Source organism: Sphingomonas olei, assembly GCF_045369765.1.
Taxonomy (GTDB): domain Bacteria; phylum Pseudomonadota; class Alphaproteobacteria; order Sphingomonadales; family Sphingomonadaceae; genus Sphingomonas; species Sphingomonas panaciterrae.
The window spans coordinates 1-17,447 of record NZ_JBIQEU010000021.1; the positions used below are offsets into that span (position 1 = coordinate 1).

The 17,447-nt window shown below is 64.2% G+C and carries 12 protein-coding genes and 1 tRNA gene; 4 read left to right on the top strand and 9 right to left on the bottom strand.

Features of this window, described 5'->3' with window-relative positions; all coding sequences use genetic code 11:
* From ACH0BU_RS15655 to ACH0BU_RS15665, 3 genes are all read right to left on the bottom strand, one after another.
* Nucleotides 1-1,224: winged helix-turn-helix domain-containing protein (locus ACH0BU_RS15655; protein ID WP_500264284.1), on the bottom strand; the 1,224-nt coding region annotated here is incomplete at its 3' end.
* A 79-nt stretch (nucleotides 1,225-1,303) separates the two neighbouring features.
* Nucleotides 1,304-3,565 carry a heavy metal translocating P-type ATPase gene (locus ACH0BU_RS15660; RefSeq protein ID WP_296220126.1) on the bottom strand — a complete coding sequence of 754 codons (2,262 nt, stop codon included), beginning with the start codon at nucleotides 3,563-3,565 and terminating at the stop codon, nucleotides 1,304-1,306.
* A gap of 692 nt (nucleotides 3,566-4,257) precedes the next feature.
* Entirely contained in the window at nucleotides 4,258-4,383 is a 126-nt protein-coding gene (locus ACH0BU_RS15665; protein WP_296220120.1) for a hypothetical protein, read from the bottom strand.
* 31 nt (nucleotides 4,384-4,414) lie between these two features.
* On the opposite strand from ACH0BU_RS15665, the gene ACH0BU_RS15670 reads away from it, so the two are divergent.
* From ACH0BU_RS15670 to ACH0BU_RS15680, 3 genes are read left to right on the top strand one after another with little or no spacing between them, the layout of a single operon-like run.
* Nucleotides 4,415-7,384, top strand: a complete 2,970-nt coding sequence (locus ACH0BU_RS15670; RefSeq protein ID WP_296220118.1) for a TonB-dependent receptor domain-containing protein — start codon at nucleotides 4,415-4,417, stop codon at nucleotides 7,382-7,384.
* Nucleotides 7,384-9,111 carry a gamma-glutamyltransferase gene (gene ggt / locus ACH0BU_RS15675; protein ID WP_296220116.1) on the top strand — a complete coding sequence of 576 codons (1,728 nt, stop codon included), beginning with the start codon at nucleotides 7,384-7,386 and terminating at the stop codon, nucleotides 9,109-9,111. The genes ACH0BU_RS15670 and ggt overlap by 1 nt, the downstream gene beginning before the upstream one ends.
* 41 nt (nucleotides 9,112-9,152) lie before the next feature.
* A complete protein-coding gene (locus tag ACH0BU_RS15680; protein WP_296220113.1) occupies nucleotides 9,153-10,670 on the top strand; it encodes an amidohydrolase in 1,518 nt (505 codons plus the stop codon).
* Nucleotides 10,671-10,800: 130 nt separating this feature from the next.
* On the opposite strand, the gene ACH0BU_RS15685 is transcribed toward ACH0BU_RS15680, so the two are convergent.
* The 4 genes from ACH0BU_RS15685 to ACH0BU_RS15700 all read right to left on the bottom strand — a co-directional run bounded on the left by ACH0BU_RS15685 (nucleotide 10,801) and on the right by ACH0BU_RS15700 (nucleotide 13,379).
* The gene (locus ACH0BU_RS15685; protein ID WP_296220109.1) at nucleotides 10,801-11,667 is read right to left on the bottom strand and encodes an aldo/keto reductase; all 867 of its coding nucleotides are present in this window, start codon (nucleotides 11,665-11,667) and stop codon (nucleotides 10,801-10,803) included.
* A gap of 153 nt (nucleotides 11,668-11,820) precedes the next feature.
* A complete protein-coding gene (locus tag ACH0BU_RS15690) occupies nucleotides 11,821-12,666 on the bottom strand; it encodes a type 1 glutamine amidotransferase (protein ID WP_500264285.1) in 846 nt (281 codons plus the stop codon).
* 118 nt (nucleotides 12,667-12,784) lie between these two features.
* Nucleotides 12,785-13,111 carry a hypothetical protein gene (locus ACH0BU_RS15695; RefSeq protein ID WP_082103145.1) on the bottom strand — a complete coding sequence of 109 codons (327 nt, stop codon included), beginning with the start codon at nucleotides 13,109-13,111 and terminating at the stop codon, nucleotides 12,785-12,787.
* Nucleotides 13,112-13,302: 191 nt separating this feature from the next.
* Nucleotides 13,303-13,379: transfer RNA gene (locus tag ACH0BU_RS15700), tRNA-Pro, on the bottom strand.
* Between the two features lie 208 nt (nucleotides 13,380-13,587).
* Between ACH0BU_RS15700 and lepA the strand changes: the two genes are divergently transcribed.
* Nucleotides 13,588-15,384, top strand: a complete 1,797-nt coding sequence (lepA, locus tag ACH0BU_RS15705) for a translation elongation factor 4 (protein ID WP_296220104.1) — start codon at nucleotides 13,588-13,590, stop codon at nucleotides 15,382-15,384.
* 132 nt (nucleotides 15,385-15,516) lie between these two features.
* Here lepA and ACH0BU_RS15710 read toward each other — a convergent pair whose 3' ends face one another.
* Nucleotides 15,517-16,155 (bottom strand): hypothetical protein, encoded by a 639-nt coding sequence (locus ACH0BU_RS15710; protein ID WP_296220100.1) that lies wholly within the window; start codon nucleotides 16,153-16,155, stop codon nucleotides 15,517-15,519.
* Nucleotides 16,155-17,396 carry an AAA family ATPase gene (locus tag ACH0BU_RS15715; RefSeq protein WP_296220098.1) on the bottom strand — a complete coding sequence of 414 codons (1,242 nt, stop codon included), beginning with the start codon at nucleotides 17,394-17,396 and terminating at the stop codon, nucleotides 16,155-16,157. The genes ACH0BU_RS15710 and ACH0BU_RS15715 overlap by 1 nt, the downstream gene beginning before the upstream one ends.
* Nucleotides 17,397-17,447: the final 51 nt, after the last annotated feature.

The following is a 17,447-nucleotide window of genomic DNA, read 5'->3' on the forward strand; positions in this document are numbered from 1 at the left end:
CATACCCGTAACGCTGCTCGACGAAGGGGGTCCCTTTTGGACGCCGATAGGGGGTCCTTTTTGGACGCCGATTGACACGCCATTCAGCCCGAGCCATGCGGCGAGTTGCTCAAGTTCGTGAGCCAATCGCTCGAGGGTTTCTGCAGGGGCGCCAGGCTCGATGGTCACACGGTGCGCCAGGAGCATGCCAGCCTGGCGATCTGCCTTCAGGTCCACACGGGCGACGAGTGCCTCGTCCATGAGGAAGGGGAGGACGTAATAGCCATGCGTCCGCCTCTCCGGCGGTACGTAGATCTCGATGCGATAGCGAAAGCCGAACAACCGCTCCGCGCGGCTCCGCTCCCAGATCAAGGGGTCGAACGGTGCCAGCAGCGAGGCGGCGCGCACGCTGCGCGGCGTGGGGGCGTCGCGGTGCATCCACGCCCTTTGGCTCCAGCCCTCTACCCGAACCGGGATGAGCGTGCCTGCTTCTGCTTCGGCCGCGATGGCATGGTCCGCCTCTTCGGGTTTCAGGCGAAAATAATCGCGCAGGTCCGCGGCCGTCGCAACACCCAGTGCCTGCGCGCTGCGCGCGATCAAGGCTTGCTGCGCGCTCGCCGGGTCGGGCGTGGGAAGGTCCAGAACAGCCGTGGGCAGAACGCGCTCGGGCAAGTCATAGACACGGGCGAAGCTGCTGCGGCGTGTCGCGGTGGTGATCTTGCCGGCCCAGAACAGCCATTCGAGTGCGTGCTTGGTGTGGCTCCATTCCCACCAGCCGCTCTTGCTCGATCCGTTTTCGAAGTCGGCCGCGGTCATGGGCCCCTCCGCGGTTATGCGATCGAGCACCGCCTGAGCCTCCGCCCTTCGCTCGACAGCAAAGCGCCGGAGCCCTTGGTATCCGATCTCGCCCCGTTCGGCGCGGGCCATGCGCCAGCGCAGTAGAGGGTGCAGGTCGAGCGGAAGCAGCGAGGCCTCATGCGCCCAATATTCAAACATGCGCCGCTGCCGCATCGGCCCCCACGCGTCACGCGCGATCGCCTCTCGATCGTAAGGGCCAAGGCGCGAGAAGGCTGGCAGATAATGTGCTCTGACGAGCACGTTGACGCTGTCGATCTGGAAGAGCCCCAGGCGACCGAGCGTGCCACGCACTCGGCTCGCGCCTGGCCGCGCTGGACGAGAGATGCCGAAGCCCTGGGCCGCAAGCGCGATCCGTCGCGCCTCCCCGAGTGAAAGATTGATCCCCACAAGATGGAGCTTGGCCGCTGGATCCAAAGCGCGTCAACCTGAGCGGCACGGCATGCCGTGGTGCGATGGAGAGCAGAACTTACAGCTTCACCGCGTTCAGGCGGAGCGCGTTCAGCACGACGGTGAAAGACGACAGCGCCATCGCTGCGCCAGCCAGCATCGGGGAGAGCAGGATGCCTGCAACCGGGTACAACACGCCCGCCGCGACCGGCACGCCGATCCCGTTGAACACAAAGGAAAAGAACAGGTTCTGTCGAATGTTGCGCATCGTGGCATGTGCCAGCTTGCGGGCGCGGACGATGGCGGACAGGTCGCCGCGAGTCAGCGTCATGCCGGCGCTCTCGATCGCCACGTCGGTTCCTGTGCCCATCGCCAACCCCACATCGGCCGCGGCGAGGGCAGGGGCGTCGTTGATCCCGTCGCCGGCCATCGCCACCCGATGGCCGCTCGCCTTCAACTCGCCGACGATGCGCGCCTTGTCCTCGGGCTTCAGATCGGCGCGGATATCGTCGAGCCCCCCTACCGCGCGCCCCACGGCCTCGGCCGTGATCTGATTGTCGCCCGTGAGCATGACGACGCGCAGTCCGCTGTGGCGGAGCGCGGCGATCGCCCCCCGTGCCGCCGGGCGGACGGGATCGGCCACTGCGAGGAGCCCGGCCAGCCGCCCATCCACCGCGACCAGCATGACGCCAGCGCCATCGCGGCGGTGCCGATCGGCGACCTCGTCCAGCGGGGCAGGGTCTGCCCCAGCTCGTTTCATCTGTGCGGCATTGCCGACCACCACGGTACGCCCGCCGACATTAGCGCTTACCCCCAGGCCGGTTTGCGAGGCAAAGTCCTGGACCTTGGTCATCGTCAGCCCTCGCGTGGCGGCAGCCGTTACGATCGCATGGGCGAGCGGATGCTCCGACTGGGCCTCCACCGCAGCGGCAAGCGCCAGCAGCTCGGCTTCGCTGAAGGGGTTGACGGGCTCGACGGCGACCAGCGCCGGCTTGCCCTCGGTCAGCGTACCGGTCTTGTCGATGACCAGCGTATCAACCTTTTCGAATGCTTGCAGGGCTTCGGCATTCTTCACCAGCACGCCAGCCCGGGCGCCCCGGCCGGTGCCGACCATGATCGACATGGGCGTGGCGAGCCCGAGGGCGCACGGGCAGGCGATTACCAGGACGGCGATCGCGTTCAGCAGTGCGTGGCCCATGCGCGGCGCCGGGCCGAGCAGTGACCAGACCACGAAGGTTGCAATCGCAATGAGCACGACGAGCGGCACAAACCAGCCGGACACGCGATCCGCGACTGCCTGGATCGGCGCGCGGCTGCGCTGCGCCTCCGCGACCATCCGCACGATCCGCGCCAGCATCGTATCGGCGCCCACCGCACGGGCCGTCATGATCAGGCTGCCGGTGGTGTTGACCGTACCTCCGGTGACGGGCGCGCCGGGCTCCTTGGGCACCGGGCCTGGTTCTCCGGTGAGCATGGACTCGTCGACGGAGGAGTGGCCCTCCAGAACCACGCCGTCGGCGGGGATCGATTCGCCCGGACGGACGCGCAGCCGATCGCCCGCGGCCACTTCGGCAAGGCTGACTTCTGCTTCCGATCCATCGGCGCCAATGCGATGTGCGGTCTTGGGCGTAAGGTCCATCAGCGCACGGATTGCCCGACCCGTCGCGGCGCGGGCGCGCAGCTCCAGCACCTGGCCAAGCAGCACCAGCGTCACCACGACGCCGGCCGCTTCGTAATAGACGGGCACCATGCCTGCGTGCGTCCGGAAGGTGTCGGGGAATATGCCTGGGGCAAGCGTTGCCACCAGGCTGTAAACGAACGCCGTCCCCACACCCATTGAGATCAGGGTGAACATGTTGAGGTGGCGGGTCCGGATCGACTGCAAGCCACGCTGGAAGAACGGCGCGCCGGCCCACAGGACGATCGGGGCAGTGAGCCCGAGTTGGACCCAGGGCGACATGGCCGGGCTGACGATGCGCAGGCCCAGCATATCCGCAATCATCGAGACGAGGAGCAGCGGCACGGTCAAGACACCGGCAACCCACAGCCGCCGGGTGAAATCCACCAGCTCAGGGTTCGGGCGGTCGTCCAGCGACGGCTCCTCCGGTTCGAGCGCCATGCCGCAGATCGGGCATGTCCCCGGTCCTTGCTGGCGGATCTCCGAATGCATCGGGCAGGTCCACATCGCGGCGGGCGTGGCGCTCGGCGCGGGGAACGGTTTGTTGCCCAGAAACGCGTTCGGATCGGCGACGAACCTGGCCCGGCAACCCGCACTGCAGAAGTAGTAGGCCTTGCCCTGATGCTCGGCATGATGCGTAGTTTTGGCGGGATCAACCGTCATGCCGCATACAGGATCGATTGCGGCCGCGGGCTCATCGGAGCGGCTGCGGACTGCCTTATGATGGGCATCGGGATGAGGGTTGGTCATCGCGCAACTCTTTCAACCCGACATGATCCAGGATCGGACGGCGCTGATCATAGCGCGCTGCCGCCGGGAGGGCGCGTGCGAGATACCCTTATCCATGACCCAACAGGTGTGCAGTGGTCGGGATCGCTAAAATCGAGAAGGGTTTCACGTTCGAAAAGGATTGTGAACGGCAGGACGAAGCGGACGACGGCAGTCACATCGTGCCTAGTGTTGTGGCGTCGTCGAACTTGATCGCGCCGGCCGCACGACCAGGACGCACTGTCGATCGCCTGCGCACAAAGTCGCGACCCATCGCCTGAATCTATGCCCCTATTCGATCAACCTATTGATTTCAGAGGCAGGATTGTCGCTCTGTGCAGAAAAGAGACCCTTCGCGTCTCATAATTTTTGTAACCTATGAGTGGCCGTACAACGCCTTCAATGCGCCGTGCGCATCCTAAGATTCTGATATTTCAGCATAGTCACCTCTCGTCGTGCGCAACTTAAATGTTGCTGCTTTGCATCAGTCGCAACGAAATGGCTTTTTCAGCCTAGACCGCAACGCGCAGTGCGGCGACATGGCCCTAGCCCATGCGGCTCGAGGATCCTCCGGGGGGAGGGTCCAATCACAAAATATCAGGGGGTGTATCGGTGATCACACGCGGGTTTTTTCTGGCAACCACGGCATCGGCTTCAATAATCATCAGCAGCTCCGCCCTTGCGCAAAGCCAGCCCGCGCCCTCGTCGGACAATACCGCCGCAACCCAGGCCGTCGAAGCCGCCGTGCAGGGCGATCCGGTCGCGCCGGCCGATGATATTGTCGTCGTAGGCAGTCAGATCCGCGGCAGCTCGGTGGCCGCGGCGCTGCCGGTCACGGTCGTGGGCCAGGAGGATATCGCGGCGATTGGCGCGACCTCGGGCGACGAACTGCTGCGTTCGATCCCGCAGCTGGGCGACGTGACGTTCAACGCCAGCTATCTGCCTAACAGCTCGAACGCGGCGCGCGGCGACGTTGGCTCGGTGAACCTGCGCAACCTGGGCGTCGGCAACACGCTGGTGCTGCTGAACGGCCGCCGCGTCGTCAATCACCCGACCAGCCGCGCGAACGAGAATCTCGTCCCCGTGCTGACCGTCAACAGCAACACCATCCCCGCATTCGGCATCGAGCGGCTGGAAGTGCTGCGTGACGGCGCGGCCGCGATCTACGGCTCTGACGCGGTCGCCGGCGTGGTCAACACCGTGCTGCAGAAGGACTTCCAGGGCGTCCAGATGGAGGGCCAGGTCGGCTTCGGCGAAGACACCAACCTGCTCGAAACCAACCTGAACCTGCTCGCCGGCACCCGGCTGGGCGATCGCGGCAACATCACGATCTTCGCCTCGCGGGAGTCGCGCACCATGATGCGCGCCGCGGACCAGGATTATACCGCCTCGGACGACAAGAGCCCGTTGTTCGTCGGCACCGCGCTGGAGGGGCTGACGCTGATCGACGGCCGCTCGACGATCACGCCCTGGGGCGTGTTCACCACCCGCGGCGGCGTACCGGTGCGGCAGGGCAGCGGCACCACCGGCGCGCTCGTGACCAGCGCGGCCGGCGTGTTCCACATCCAGCCCACCACCAACGGCGGCTGCACCGCGGGTGTCCCGTCGAACGCGGCGATCTGTATCGACGATGGCAACAACACCGCACTGGGCGATCGCAACCTGCGCTTCGACCAGACCCGCGCGTACAACCGGACGATCCTGCCCAAGGTCGAACGCTACAATCTGTTCGCCAACGGCAATTACGAGCTGACCGACACGCTGGAGGTGTTCGGCGAGGCGGCTTATTATCGCGCGACGACCAACAGCATCCAGAGCTCGCCGGGCACGCTCGCCGCGGGGCCGATCGTGATTCCGGCCAGCAATTACTACAATCCGTTCGGCGCAGTGGGTAGCGCGGGGCGCATCCCCGGCCTGAACACGCCGGCGGGTGGCCTCGACGTCACGCTGACCAGCTATAACTTCTCCGACTTCGGCCCCAACATCGTCGACGTCGACAATGAACAATGGCGTGCGCTGGCCGGTGTCCGCTTCAACCTGTTCGGCATCGATTTCGAAAGTGCGGCGCTCTATTCGGAAGCGACCGTTACCGACACCTCGACCGGCATCAGCGCCACCCTGCTGCAGCGCCAGCTCGGCCTGTCGACGCCGGATGCGTACAATCCGTTCAACGGCGGCAACCTCGGCTCGCCCAGCCTCGCCGACACGACGCTGTCGAACCAGGCGGCGATCGACGCGATCCGCATCAACACCACGCGCCGCAGCAAGGCGACGCTGGCACTCGCCGACCTCAAGGGGTCGAAGGCTGACCTGCTGGCGCTGCCCGCCGGCAACCTTGGCATCGCCTTCGGCATCGAGGGGCGGCGCGAGACGCAGCTCGACGATCGCGATCCGCGCGTCGACGGCACCATCCAGTTCCGCGACAGCGTAACCGGCTTCGTCAATCCGTCGGACCTCGTCGGCACCAGCAACTCGCCCGACACCCGCGGCAGTCGCAACGTCTTTGGCGCCTATGTCGAGGCCGCCGTCCCGGTGATCTCGCCGGACATGAACATTCCGCTGGTCAATCGCCTCGAATTCCAGCTGGCCGGGCGGTTTGAACATTATTCGGACGCCGGCTCGGTCGCCAAGCCGAAGATCGCCGCCGCCTGGGATGTCGTCTCGGGCATCCGCCTGCGCGGTTCCTATGCCGAAAGCTTCCGTGCGCCGAACCTGGAACAGGTCAACGCCCAGCTCGTCACCCGGTCCAACACCCGGCTCGATCCGATCCGCTGCGAGGCGCAGCTGCGCACCGGGGCGATCAGCTCCTTCACCAATTGCACGCAGAGCTTCGCCACCACCGCACAGCGCGCCGGCAACCCCAATCTGAAGCCGGAACAGTCGACCAACTGGACCGCCGGCGTCGTCCTTCAGCCGACGTTCCTCGACGATGCGGTGGGCCGGATCACGTTGACCGCCGACTATTGGAACATCAAGCAGCGCGACATCGTCGGCATCTTTGGTGAGGCCAATGCCCTCATCAACGATTACCTGCTGCGTGTCGGCGGGTCGAGCGATGCGAACGTCATCCGCAGCGCCCCCACCGCGGACGACATCGCGCTGTTCAACGGCAGCGGCATCGCGCCGGTCGGCCGCGTGCAGTTCGTCAACGACCAGTATCAGAACCTTCAGCCGCAGAGCGTGTCGGGCTGGGACTTCGGGATCAACTGGCGGGTGCGCGATTTCGGGATCGGCCGGATCGTCGCCAACGTCAACGCGGCCTATCTGAAATCCTATTTCCTGACGCCCTCGCCCGGCGTGCAGACACTGATCGACGCGCGTGCCGCCGGCACGATCAACCGCGATATCGTGATCGTCGACGGGGGTGAGCTGGTGCGCCAGAACGGGAAGCCGGAATGGCGCGTCACCGGATCGCTGACCTGGTCCGCCGGGCCGTTCCAGGTCGGCACCTTCACCAGCTATACGAGCGATGTCTACGACACCGACGGCACCGTGAACGGCGTGCCGTGGCGGGTCGACGGGCGCACCACGATCAACCTGTATGGCCAGGTGGAGTTCGGCGACCGCAGCCGGGGCGAGGGGCAGCACCGTTTCCGCATCGGCGTGCGCAACCTGACCGACAAGCAACCGCCGCTGGCGACGAACGGGTTCCTGGGCTCGCTCTACACGCCCTATTCGCGCTACTGGTACGCCAACCTGCGGTCGACCTTCTGATGCGCCGTTTCGCCACCGCCGCCGCGCTTCTCGCGCTTGCCACACCGCTTCTGGCGCAGGAGGGGGCACCGCCCCCCCGCACCGGAACCGGCGGCGACATCGTCGCCTATGACCAGATCCACAAGCCGGTGATCGGCCGCGGGGGCATGGTCGTCAGCCAGAATGTGATCGCATCGAAGGTCGGTGCGGAAATCCTGCGCAAGGGCGGCAATGCCGTCGACGCGGCGGTCGCGATGGGCTTCGCGCTCGCCGTCACCCTGCCGCGCGCGGGCAACATCGGCGGCGGCGGCTATATGCTGGTCCATATGGCCGCCAAGGACGGCAAGCCGGCGCAGGACATTGCGATCGATTATTACGGCCAGGCCAGCCGCCATACCAAGCCGGACCTGCTGCTGGGCGCCAATGGCCGTTTCGATCCGGCCAAGGGCTATTCGATGAAGGGCGTGGCCATCCCCGGCACCGTCGCGGGCCTGTGGGAAGCGCACAAGCGTTTCGGCTCGATGCCGTGGGGCACGCTGATCGCCCCGGCGATCGCGATGGCGGAACAGGGCGTCATCCTGTCCGACGACGAGGCGAAGGCCAACGCCGATCAGAAGGACGCGATGGCCGATGATCCCGCCGCGCTGGCGATGTTCTTCAAGCCCGACGGCAGCGCCTATGCGCCCGGCGAGCTGTGGAAGCAGCCCGATCTTGCCGCCACGCTGAAGGTGATCGCCGCCAAGGGCCGCGACGGTTTCTACACCGGCCCGCTCGCCCAGCGGCTCGCCGCCGGGATCAAGGCCGGCGGCGGCGTGATCGATGCCAGGGATCTGGCCAGCTACAAGGCCATCGTCTCGGCGCCGATCTGGTCCAGCTATCGCGGGCAGAAGATCGCGTACATGCCGCCGACCGCGTCGGGCGTTAGCGTCGCGGAGGCGATGAACATTCTCGAAACCTTCCCCGTGCGCGAGCAGCGCTGGGGATCGGTGGCGAACCTTCACCTGCTGTCCGAAACGATGAAGCTGGTATCGGCCGATCGCCGCCTGGTGGGTGGCGGGCCGGACTGGCGCTCCCCGACCAAGGGGCTTGCGTCCAGGGGCTATGCCGCCGAACGCGCCAAGCTGATCCGCCCCGATCGGGCGATGGGGGCGAAGGAAGCCGCCGACGGCAATCCCTACCCCTATGAAAGCCAGGACACGACGCATTATTCGATCGCCGACGCGGCCGGCAATGCGGTGAGCAACACCTATACGCTGTCGGCATCCTATGGCGCGCATGTCGTCGCGCCGGGGACTGGCGTGCTGCTCAACAATTCGCTGGGCAATCTCGCCTGGGGCCGCAAGGGCGACGACAAGGCGACGCTGCCGGTGCCGGGCAAGCGCGTCGGATCGACGATCACGCCGATCATCGTGTTCAAGGATGAAAAGCCCTGGCTGGTCACCGGCACGCCGGGCGGCGGATACATCATCGCGACGATGGTTCAGCTGTTGTCCAACGTCCTCGATCACGGCCTCAACGTCGCCGAAGCGGCGCAGCGGCCGCGCGTGAACCAGGGTGGCGGGGACGCTCCGCTGGAGCTGGAGGAAGGCTTCTCGCCCGACATCATTCCGATGCTCGAGGCGCGCGGGCACAAGGTGCGGCCGTCGAACACGATGGGCAGCACCCAGTCGATCATGGTCGAGGGCACGCGTTTCCTCGGCGCCGCCGATTCCCGCCGCCCCGATGCGGCCGCGATCGGGGTGAAGTAAGCGCGCCCGACCTCACCAACCATCAGACCCAAGGATCGCTTATGATGCGCATTGCCAGCCTGTTGTTGAGCGCGACCGCGCTGTTGCCCGTCGCCGCCCAGGCCCAGGCCCCAGCACAGGTACAGGCACAGGCACAGGCCCAGGCTCTGGCAACGGCGCTGCCCGATGCGCAGCGTGGCGCGATCATCGCCAATGTCGACGGCCGCGGCGATGCGCTGGCCGCCACCGCCAAGGCGATCTGGGACCTGTCGGAGGTCGGCTATCAGGAGACGAAAAGCTCCGGGTTGCTTCAGGCGCAGCTGAAGAAAGGTGGCTTCACCGTGACGCCGGGCGTGGCGGGGATGCCGACCGCGTTCGTCGCCTCGTTCAAGAACGGCCAGGGCCCGGTGATAGCGGTGCTGGCGGAATTCGACGCGCTGCCGGGCCTCGCGCAGACCACCGCGCCCGAGAAGCAGGTGATCCCCGGCAAGGTTGCCGGCCATGCCTGCGGCCACAACATCTTCGGCGCGGCGAGCGTCACGGCGGCGCTGGCGATCAAGGACTGGATGGTCGCCAACAAGGTGGCGGGCGAGCTGCGCATCTACGGCACCCCGGCCGAGGAAGGTGGCTCGGGCAAGGTCTATATGGTCCGCGCGGGGCTGTTCGACGATGTCGATGCGACGCTTCACTGGCATCCGGGCGATTCCAACAGCGTCAGCGTGGGCAAGAGCCAGGCGAATATCTCGGGCAAGTTCCGTTTCCGCGGGCTCAGCGCGCACGCCTCGGCTGCCCCCGACAAGGGCCGTTCCGCGATGGACGGCGTCGAGGTGATGAACGTCGCGGTCAATTACCTGCGCGAACATATCCCGATGTCGACGCGCATCCATTATGTCGTGACCAATGGCGGCGAGGCGCCCAATGTCGTGCCCGACTTTGCCGAGAGCTATTATTACGTCCGCCATACCGATCCCGCGGTGGTCAAATCGGTGATGGCGCGGGTGCAGAAGGCCGCCGAGGGCGCGGCGATCGCGACCGGCACGACGCAGGAGTTCGAGGCGACCGGCGGCGTCTATTCGATGCTTGGCAACGATACGCTGGCGGCCGTGATGCACCGCAATCTCGCCGCGGTCGGCGCGCCGAAATGGACCCCGCAGGAACGCGAATGGGCCGCCACGATCCAGAAGACGCTGCCGGCGCAGAAGCCGCTGACCAGCGCGGCCGAGGTCGGTGAGATCTGGCGCGGCGATGGCGGCGGATCGACCGACGTGTCGGATATCAGCTGGGTCACGCCGACCGTCGGTCTTGGCACGGCGACCTGGGTGCCGGGCACGCCGGCGCACAGCTGGCAGGCGGTCGCCGCATCGGGCAATTCGATCGGCGCCAAGGGCGGCGTGGTCGCGGCCAAGACGATCGCGCTGACCGCGGCCGAGCTGTTCCGCAGCCCGCAGGTGCTGGCCGAGGCCAAGGCGGAGTTGGTGAAGCTGCGCGGTGCCGACTGGAAATATGAGGCGCTGCTGGGCGATCGTGCGCCGGCGCTCGATTATCGCAAGCCGATGGCGGCGGCCGCAGGCGCGGAATAAACCTGGCGGGTGTTCGGTTTGCCGCTTGGCTTCCTCGGCGGCACTCTCCGTTCATGTCGGCACGTGCCGCTGGACGGGGGCGCCGCGCCGCGTGAATTGAGTTGGCGCGTTTGGCGCCATGCTGCCCGCGCTAAACGCGCTTCCTTCCGAAAACCGGAAAGCGTGCTGCCTCGCTATAGTCGATCTCGTCCGTGGCACCCTTCAATTTCGTCATGTCTTCTTCCGAAATGACGAAATCGACGTCGGCATTGTCACGCAGGTGGATGATGTTGGCCGTCTTGGGCAACGGAACGAGATCGAGCTGCAGGCAGTAGCGAATGCATAATTGCGCGACGGTGACGCCGTAATCGTCCGCCATGGCCGCCAGCTTGCTGCTCTGCAGTGCAGCCCCGTGCGCGACGGGGGAATAAGCTTCGACCAGGATGTTGCGGGCGCGGCAATAGTCGATCAGGTCGAACGGCGTATTGCCGACATGGGCAAGCACCTGATTGACCATCGGTGCTACGGATCCGAATTCGATGAGGTTGTCGAGATCAGCGGGTTCGAAGTTCGACACGCCGATCGCGCGCAGGGTGCCACTGGCATAAACCTCTTCGAGGGCGCGCCATGCTTCCAGATTGCCTTCGAAGAAGCGCTCGTCTTCGCGAAAGGCCGCCCATGGTTGCGGGCTGTGGATCAGCATCAGGTCGATATATTCGAGACCCAGGGCGTCGAGCGATCCATAGATTTTCTCGCGGGCATCTTCGAAGGTCTTGCACTCCGCGACGAGCTTGGTCGTGACGAAAAGCCGCTCGCGCTCCACGCCGCTCTCGCGGATGCCCTGGCCGACGCCACGCTCGTTTTCATAGGCTTGGGCCGTATCGATGAGGCGGTAGCCCATCGCAATGGCGTCCTGGACCACCCGGGGCGCGTCGTCATTGGGGATCTGCCAGGTGCCAAGGCCCAGCCGCGGAATGTGGTTGCCGTTGGCGAGGACGGCGGTTTCGTCGAGGAGCATGTCTCTCACCTGTTATCTGGCCCCGTGCGACACTCCGACGTGCACGATCGGCGCCGCGACCATCATCGGTTTCTGGGCCGTTGTAGATGCGGGTTTCCACTTGGGTCAGCCGCCCGCCTTGGCGCCGCGGCATGGCCGCCTAGCGTGGCGGGCTTATCTGCGATCGATCGCGGGCAGCGCGGCGATGAAATTGTTGAGCTCGCGCCGCCGTCCTGTCTCGTCGGCAAATTCGCCATTCACGTCCAGCATCCAGCGCAGCGACCGTGACTGAGGCGCGTAGTGCAAGCGTTCCAGCAGGACGGACCGGCCCTCCACGTCCTCCTCCTGCTCGGCAAGGCCGGCCTCGATCAGCGTCGCTGCCTGCCGGCGCAGGGCAACGGCAATTTCGCGCAGAGAGAGTTCGGGGTGATACTGGACGCCCCAGAAGATACCGCGTTCGTGGCTGATCTCGGCGGCCTGCACGTTGGTCACGTCGTTGCCGGCGAGATGGATCCCGCCCTCGGGAAGCCGCTCGACCTCGTCGGTGTGTACCGCTGGCGCATCCCAAGTGGGCGCGCGGCCATGCAGCAGGAGATGGTCATGTCCTGCGGCCGTGCGGGTGATGCGGCGCGAGATGGCGGCTTCAATGCGCTGCGGCATGGGGCGCACGCTGCCGCCCGCGGCGGCCACGGCAACCTGCAGGCCGGCGCAAGAACCAAAAGACGGAGTGCCCGCACGGAACACGGCGTGCATGAAGTCCAACTGACGCTCGACGGCGGGAGTCTTCTGGTAAACGTGCAGCGGCGAGCCGGAGAGGAACACCGCATCATAGCGTTTCAGCTCGTCCGGCCGGAATGAGGGGGCGCCCTCATCGGCAGGCTCGACCAACTCGATCGAACAGCCCGGTGCGAGCTGGCGCAGCGTTGCGGCGTATGTCTCTCCAGCGCTCTTGCCGACATAGCGGCGCCGCGCTTCACGCTCTTCGGGAGTTTCGCTTTCTGCGACGAGGAAGTGGTTCAACGTGCGGCCCGGATGATTGAGCCGGGATAACGCATGAAAGCCAAGATGGGCCCGTGGCTGGCGATGCCGGCGGCGGCTGGGTGAACCCAGCCGCCCTTTCGGATCACTCCTGGATCAATCAGCGATAGCGGCGATCGTAATAATAGCCCGGCCGGCCATAATAGGCGCGGGCGCGCTCGGCACGGTAATGGCGATAGGCCCGCGCCCGCTCGGCGCGGTAATTGCGGTAGCCCCGCGGATCGCGATAGCCGCGATAGGCGCGCTGGTTGTAGTATCGCCGCGGACTTTTCTTGTAGTGACGGCGGTCACCACGATAATGGCGATGAGCGCGGTCGCCGCCGCGATACGACTGGGCTTGCGCCTCGGTCGTGGTGACGACGCTTACACCAACTCCGGTGAACGTCATGGCGAGGGCAGCAAAGAGCCCCGTGAGCTTGTTACGCATCTACACGTCTCCTGGCGCTTAAGGCGCCTATTGAGGGAACGGGCACGGGGAGGCCATCGTTCCGGGCAGGAGAACAGTGCCTTTCGGCAGACGGGCACGAATGTACGATGAGCGGGGCGGCACGGTGAGCCCGCGCCGCTCACCGGCGTGTGCCGGAAAAACGGCAATTTGAGAGATGATGGAAAGTTAAATGGTCGGGGAAAGAGGATTCGAACCTCCGGCCCCTGCGTCCCGAACACAGTGCTCTACCAGGCTGAGCTATTCCCCGACCAGGGTGCCAACCGGCAGGTGCCGGTGACAGGCGGCGGCTTATATCAACGAAATTTTGCGGGGCAAGAGGCTAAATTTGCGGGGCTGAACGAACGTGTTTTGGCTCGTTCGGCCGGGTGTTCAGCGCGCCGCGGTGGCGGGATGCTTTGGCAATGGGCGTGGGAGGTGCTAACGCGCGCGGCACTCACTCAAGCTGGCAGAATTCCGTGGCGACCGAGCTTTCCAAGATCCGTAACTTCTCGATCATTGCCCATATCGATCATGGCAAGTCGACGCTGGCCGACCGGCTGATCCAACGTACCGGGGGGCTGACCGACCGCGAGATGTCGGCGCAAGTCCTTGATAACATGGAGATTGAAAAGGAGCGCGGGATCACCATCAAGGCGCAGACGGTGCGCCTGGAATGGAAGGGCCATGTCCTCAATCTGATGGACACGCCGGGGCACGTCGATTTCGCCTATGAAGTGAGCCGCAGCCTCGCCGCGTGCGAGGGCGCGTTGCTGGTCGTCGACGCGGCGCAGGGCGTCGAGGCGCAGACGCTGGCCAACGTGTACCAGTCGATCGAGCATGACCATGAGATCGTGCCCGTCATCAACAAGATCGATCTGCCCGCGGCCGAGCCGGAAAAGGTGCGCAAGGAGATCGAGGACGTCATCGGCCTGGACGCGTCGAACGCGATCCTCGCCAGCGCCAAATCGGGCATCGGCATCGAGGAGATCCTGGACGCGATCGTCGAGCGGATCCCGGCGCCCAAGGGCGATCCCAACGCGCCGCTGAAGGCGATGCTGGTCGATTCATGGTACGACCCGTATCTGGGCGTCGTCATCCTGGTGCGGGTGATCGACGGCGTGCTGAAGAAGGGCCAGCAGGTCACCTTCATGCAGGCGGGCACGCAGCATCTGGTGGACCGCGTCGGATGTTTCCGCCCCAAGATCGAGCAACTGGCGGACCTGGGGCCGGGCGAAATCGGCTTCATCACCGCGCAGATCAAGGACGTGGCGCAGGCGCGCGTCGGCGACACGCTGACCGATGCGAAGAAGCCCGCGGCCGAGGCGCTGCCGGGGTTCAAGGAAGTGCAGCCGGTGGTGTTCTGCGGGCTGTTCCCGGTGGATGCCAACGATTTCGAGAAGTTGCGCGAATCGATCAGCAAGCTGCGCCTGAACGACGCATCGTTCAGTTTCGAGATGGAGACGAGCGCGGCGCTGGGCTTTGGCTTCCGCTGCGGCTTCCTGGGGCTGCTCCACCTGGAGATCATCCAGGAGCGGCTGACGCGCGAATATGACCTGGACCTGATCACCACCGCGCCGAGCGTGGTGTACGAGATCGACCTGACGCACGATGGCGGGCGGATCGAGCTGCACAACCCGGCCGACATGCCCGATCCCAACAAGATCGCGATGATCAGCGAGCCGTGGATCGAGGCGACCATCTACGTCCCCGACGAATATCTCGGCAGCATCCTGAAGCTGTGTCAGGACCGCCGCGGCATCCAGAAGAACCTGACCTATGTCGGCGGGCGCGCGCAGGTGACGTACGAACTGCCGCTGAACGAAGTGGTGTTCGATTTCTATGACCGGCTGAAGAGCATCAGCCGCGGCTATGCCAGTTTCGACTATCACCAGATCGGCTATCGCGAGGGCGACCTCGTCAAGATGAGCATCCTGGTGAACAACGAGCCGGTCGATGCGCTGTCAATGATCGTCCACCGCGGCACCGCGGAGACGCGCGGGCGCGGCATGTGCGAGCGGCTGAAGGACCTGATCCCGCGCCACATGTTCAAGATCCCGATCCAGGCGGCGATCGGCGGCAAGGTGATCGCGCGCGAGACGATCGCGGCGCTGCGCAAGGACGTGACCGCGAAATGCTATGGCGGCGACGCGACGCGCAAGCGCAAGCTGCTGGAGAAGCAGAAGGAAGGCAAGAAGCGCATGCGGGAATATGGCTCGGTGAGCATCCCGCAGGAGGCGTTCATCGCGGCGCTGAGGATGGGGGATGACGCGTAGCGCCCGAGGCTAGGGAGGCGATTGCGCAGCAATCGCCGAGCTAGGCGAGGATCAGCGCAAGCGCGGCCGACGACCGCCCGGGTCCGCCGGGCGTGTCGATCGACGACGCGGCTTTGCCGCGGCGCAAGCGCTCTATGAATTGAAGGCCGCTTCTAGGTCACTTTTAAAGGATTGAAGCGACATAGACCTTGCGATCCGCGCGTTATCACGGCCGAGGTCAAGTCGAAGGATCTGTTCTGCTATCCGCTCAGAGTCGCTTTCCTGGTAGTCTGGGCAGCTGTGATTGCCGGCGGGACGAAGTGCACGTGTCAGCACTTCCTTAGCATTCTCTATTGAACCAACTTTACGATTGTTGAAATCAATCGGCCGCCAACATTTTCGGGTTTCACAAAGAGCTTCGGGGAAAAGCATCCACCATGTCTCTAATTCCCATGCTGGTGCTGCTGCGACCACCTTATCAACGCCAACTTTCTTAAGCTCAGCCTTCATGGCGTCCATTCGAGCGATATGAGCGTCCTCGCATTCGTCACAATCCTCATGTGCAACCACTACAACAGGTCGTTTTCTAGCCTCATATTTCGCGGTGATAGCTATGGCACGAGCAACGCCCACTCTTTTCTTTATGGCCGCTCCTTTTGACAATGTCCCGGGCTCGCGGACTGTGCGGCAGTGGGGCGACTTATTTGCCGGTAACAAGGCGGGAATTAAATGCTTCAGGGCCGCTGTGTCGTTTGAGCTTTCACCAAAAATGAGTGCAAGGGTTCTCGTCATCAAAGCCCTCCCCCGATCAAACCCGAAAACCAAAGTTCACCTAAATCATAGCCTGTCTCGTCTTTAAGTTCGTGCAACATCGGCTGAGAAGGTCGAAAAACCCTGCTCGCGCCAGTCTCCGGTTCGCGCTCGACTATGATTAATTCAGAAGGATCAAGTCTGTTGACCAAAGCGGGAGAATGGGTTGCGACTAAGATCTGCGTTTTGTTTGAAGCGGTTCTAAGTCGGTCGACTACCCTATCTAAGGCATGTGGATGCATGCCATGGTCAATTTCTTCGAGACATGTCAGGGCGGGAGGATCTGGATCATTCAGCATCGCAAATAATGCTATAGCTCGAATAGTACCAAACGACGCGCGTCCGAGGGGGGTGGTATCTCTTAGATGTCGCTCTTTTAAATCGAGTCGAACGGCGTCAAGGGCGCCGCCGATAGGTGTGAAAACAAAGTCCTCAAATCCCGGCAGTACGCTGCGGACATCGTCTTTGATACGCTCTAGAATATCGGGTTCTTCGATAGAGAGGCGGTAAAGAAATGCCGCTACGTTCGTTGCTTTCGATGTCAATCGATCGCCGGATGCGCTTGTCGCGCTGCGCGCGGCGTCGGCATCGATCTCAAATAGCCTGAGATCCTCGACGAGAGCAGCGAAGCTATTCCATTCACTTGACCCATAAGACTCACCAAATCGGCGAAGTGTGCCTAAGCCGGTGGCGCCGCCTTCAATCTCGATCGTCTTTGACTGCTCTGGCCCCGATTGACCGGACGCAGTTGTCGTAACGACAGTGCCTTTGCCACCGCGCAAGGTGATCCGTCGCCCTTGGCCAGCAAATCGCTTAAAAACAATTTCCTCGATACGCTGTAGAAACTCTGGAGTGCGAAGAGTTCTCTCTCCAACCCGTATTTGGCGCGAATTGCGTCTCCAGAACGAGAGTTTATACTCGTCGGGCGCGTTCTCGGTCGCGTACTTTGTGATGAGACCTTTTAGGCTAATTTTTATCGTGGTCCCCGATGGGTTTGGACCACGATAGAAAAGATTATCATATCCACCAACACTCTGAACGGCAGGGAGTAGCTCCTGTCGTGCGATTTCTCCTAGGAATTGAAACGCCTTGAGAAGGTTGGTCTTTCCAGCTCCATTAGGACCTACGAGAACGTTTAGCGGGCGCAACTCCAGGTCAACATCACGAAGCGAGAGGAAGTTCTCTATGTGAACTTCCGTCAACCGCTTGCCGTGCTTTTCCATCTTAACCCCCATCGCTCCCACCGGGAGCCGTGCCCTGTCTAACTGCAGTGC

Bases quoted from the DNA above. Each gene is read 5' to 3' on its own strand.
- ACH0BU_RS15680 (WP_296220113.1), top strand. From the start codon at position 9,153: ATGATGCGCATTGCCAGCCTGTTGTTGAGCGCGACCGCGCTGTTGCCC.
- ACH0BU_RS15660 (WP_296220126.1), bottom strand. From the start codon at position 3,565: ATGACGGTTGATCCCGCCAAAACTACGCATCATGCCGAGCATCAGGGC.
- ggt (WP_296220116.1), top strand. From the start codon at position 7,384: ATGCGCCGTTTCGCCACCGCCGCCGCGCTTCTCGCGCTTGCCACACCG.
- ACH0BU_RS15710 (WP_296220100.1), bottom strand. From the start codon at position 16,155: ATGACGAGAACCCTTGCACTCATTTTTGGTGAAAGCTCAAACGACACA.
- ACH0BU_RS15695 (WP_082103145.1), bottom strand. From the start codon at position 13,111: ATGCGTAACAAGCTCACGGGGCTCTTTGCTGCCCTCGCCATGACGTTC.
- ACH0BU_RS15715 (WP_296220098.1), bottom strand. From the start codon at position 17,396: ATGGAAAAGCACGGCAAGCGGTTGACGGAAGTTCACATAGAGAACTTC.
- ACH0BU_RS15685 (WP_296220109.1), bottom strand. From the start codon at position 11,667: ATGCTCCTCGACGAAACCGCCGTCCTCGCCAACGGCAACCACATTCCG.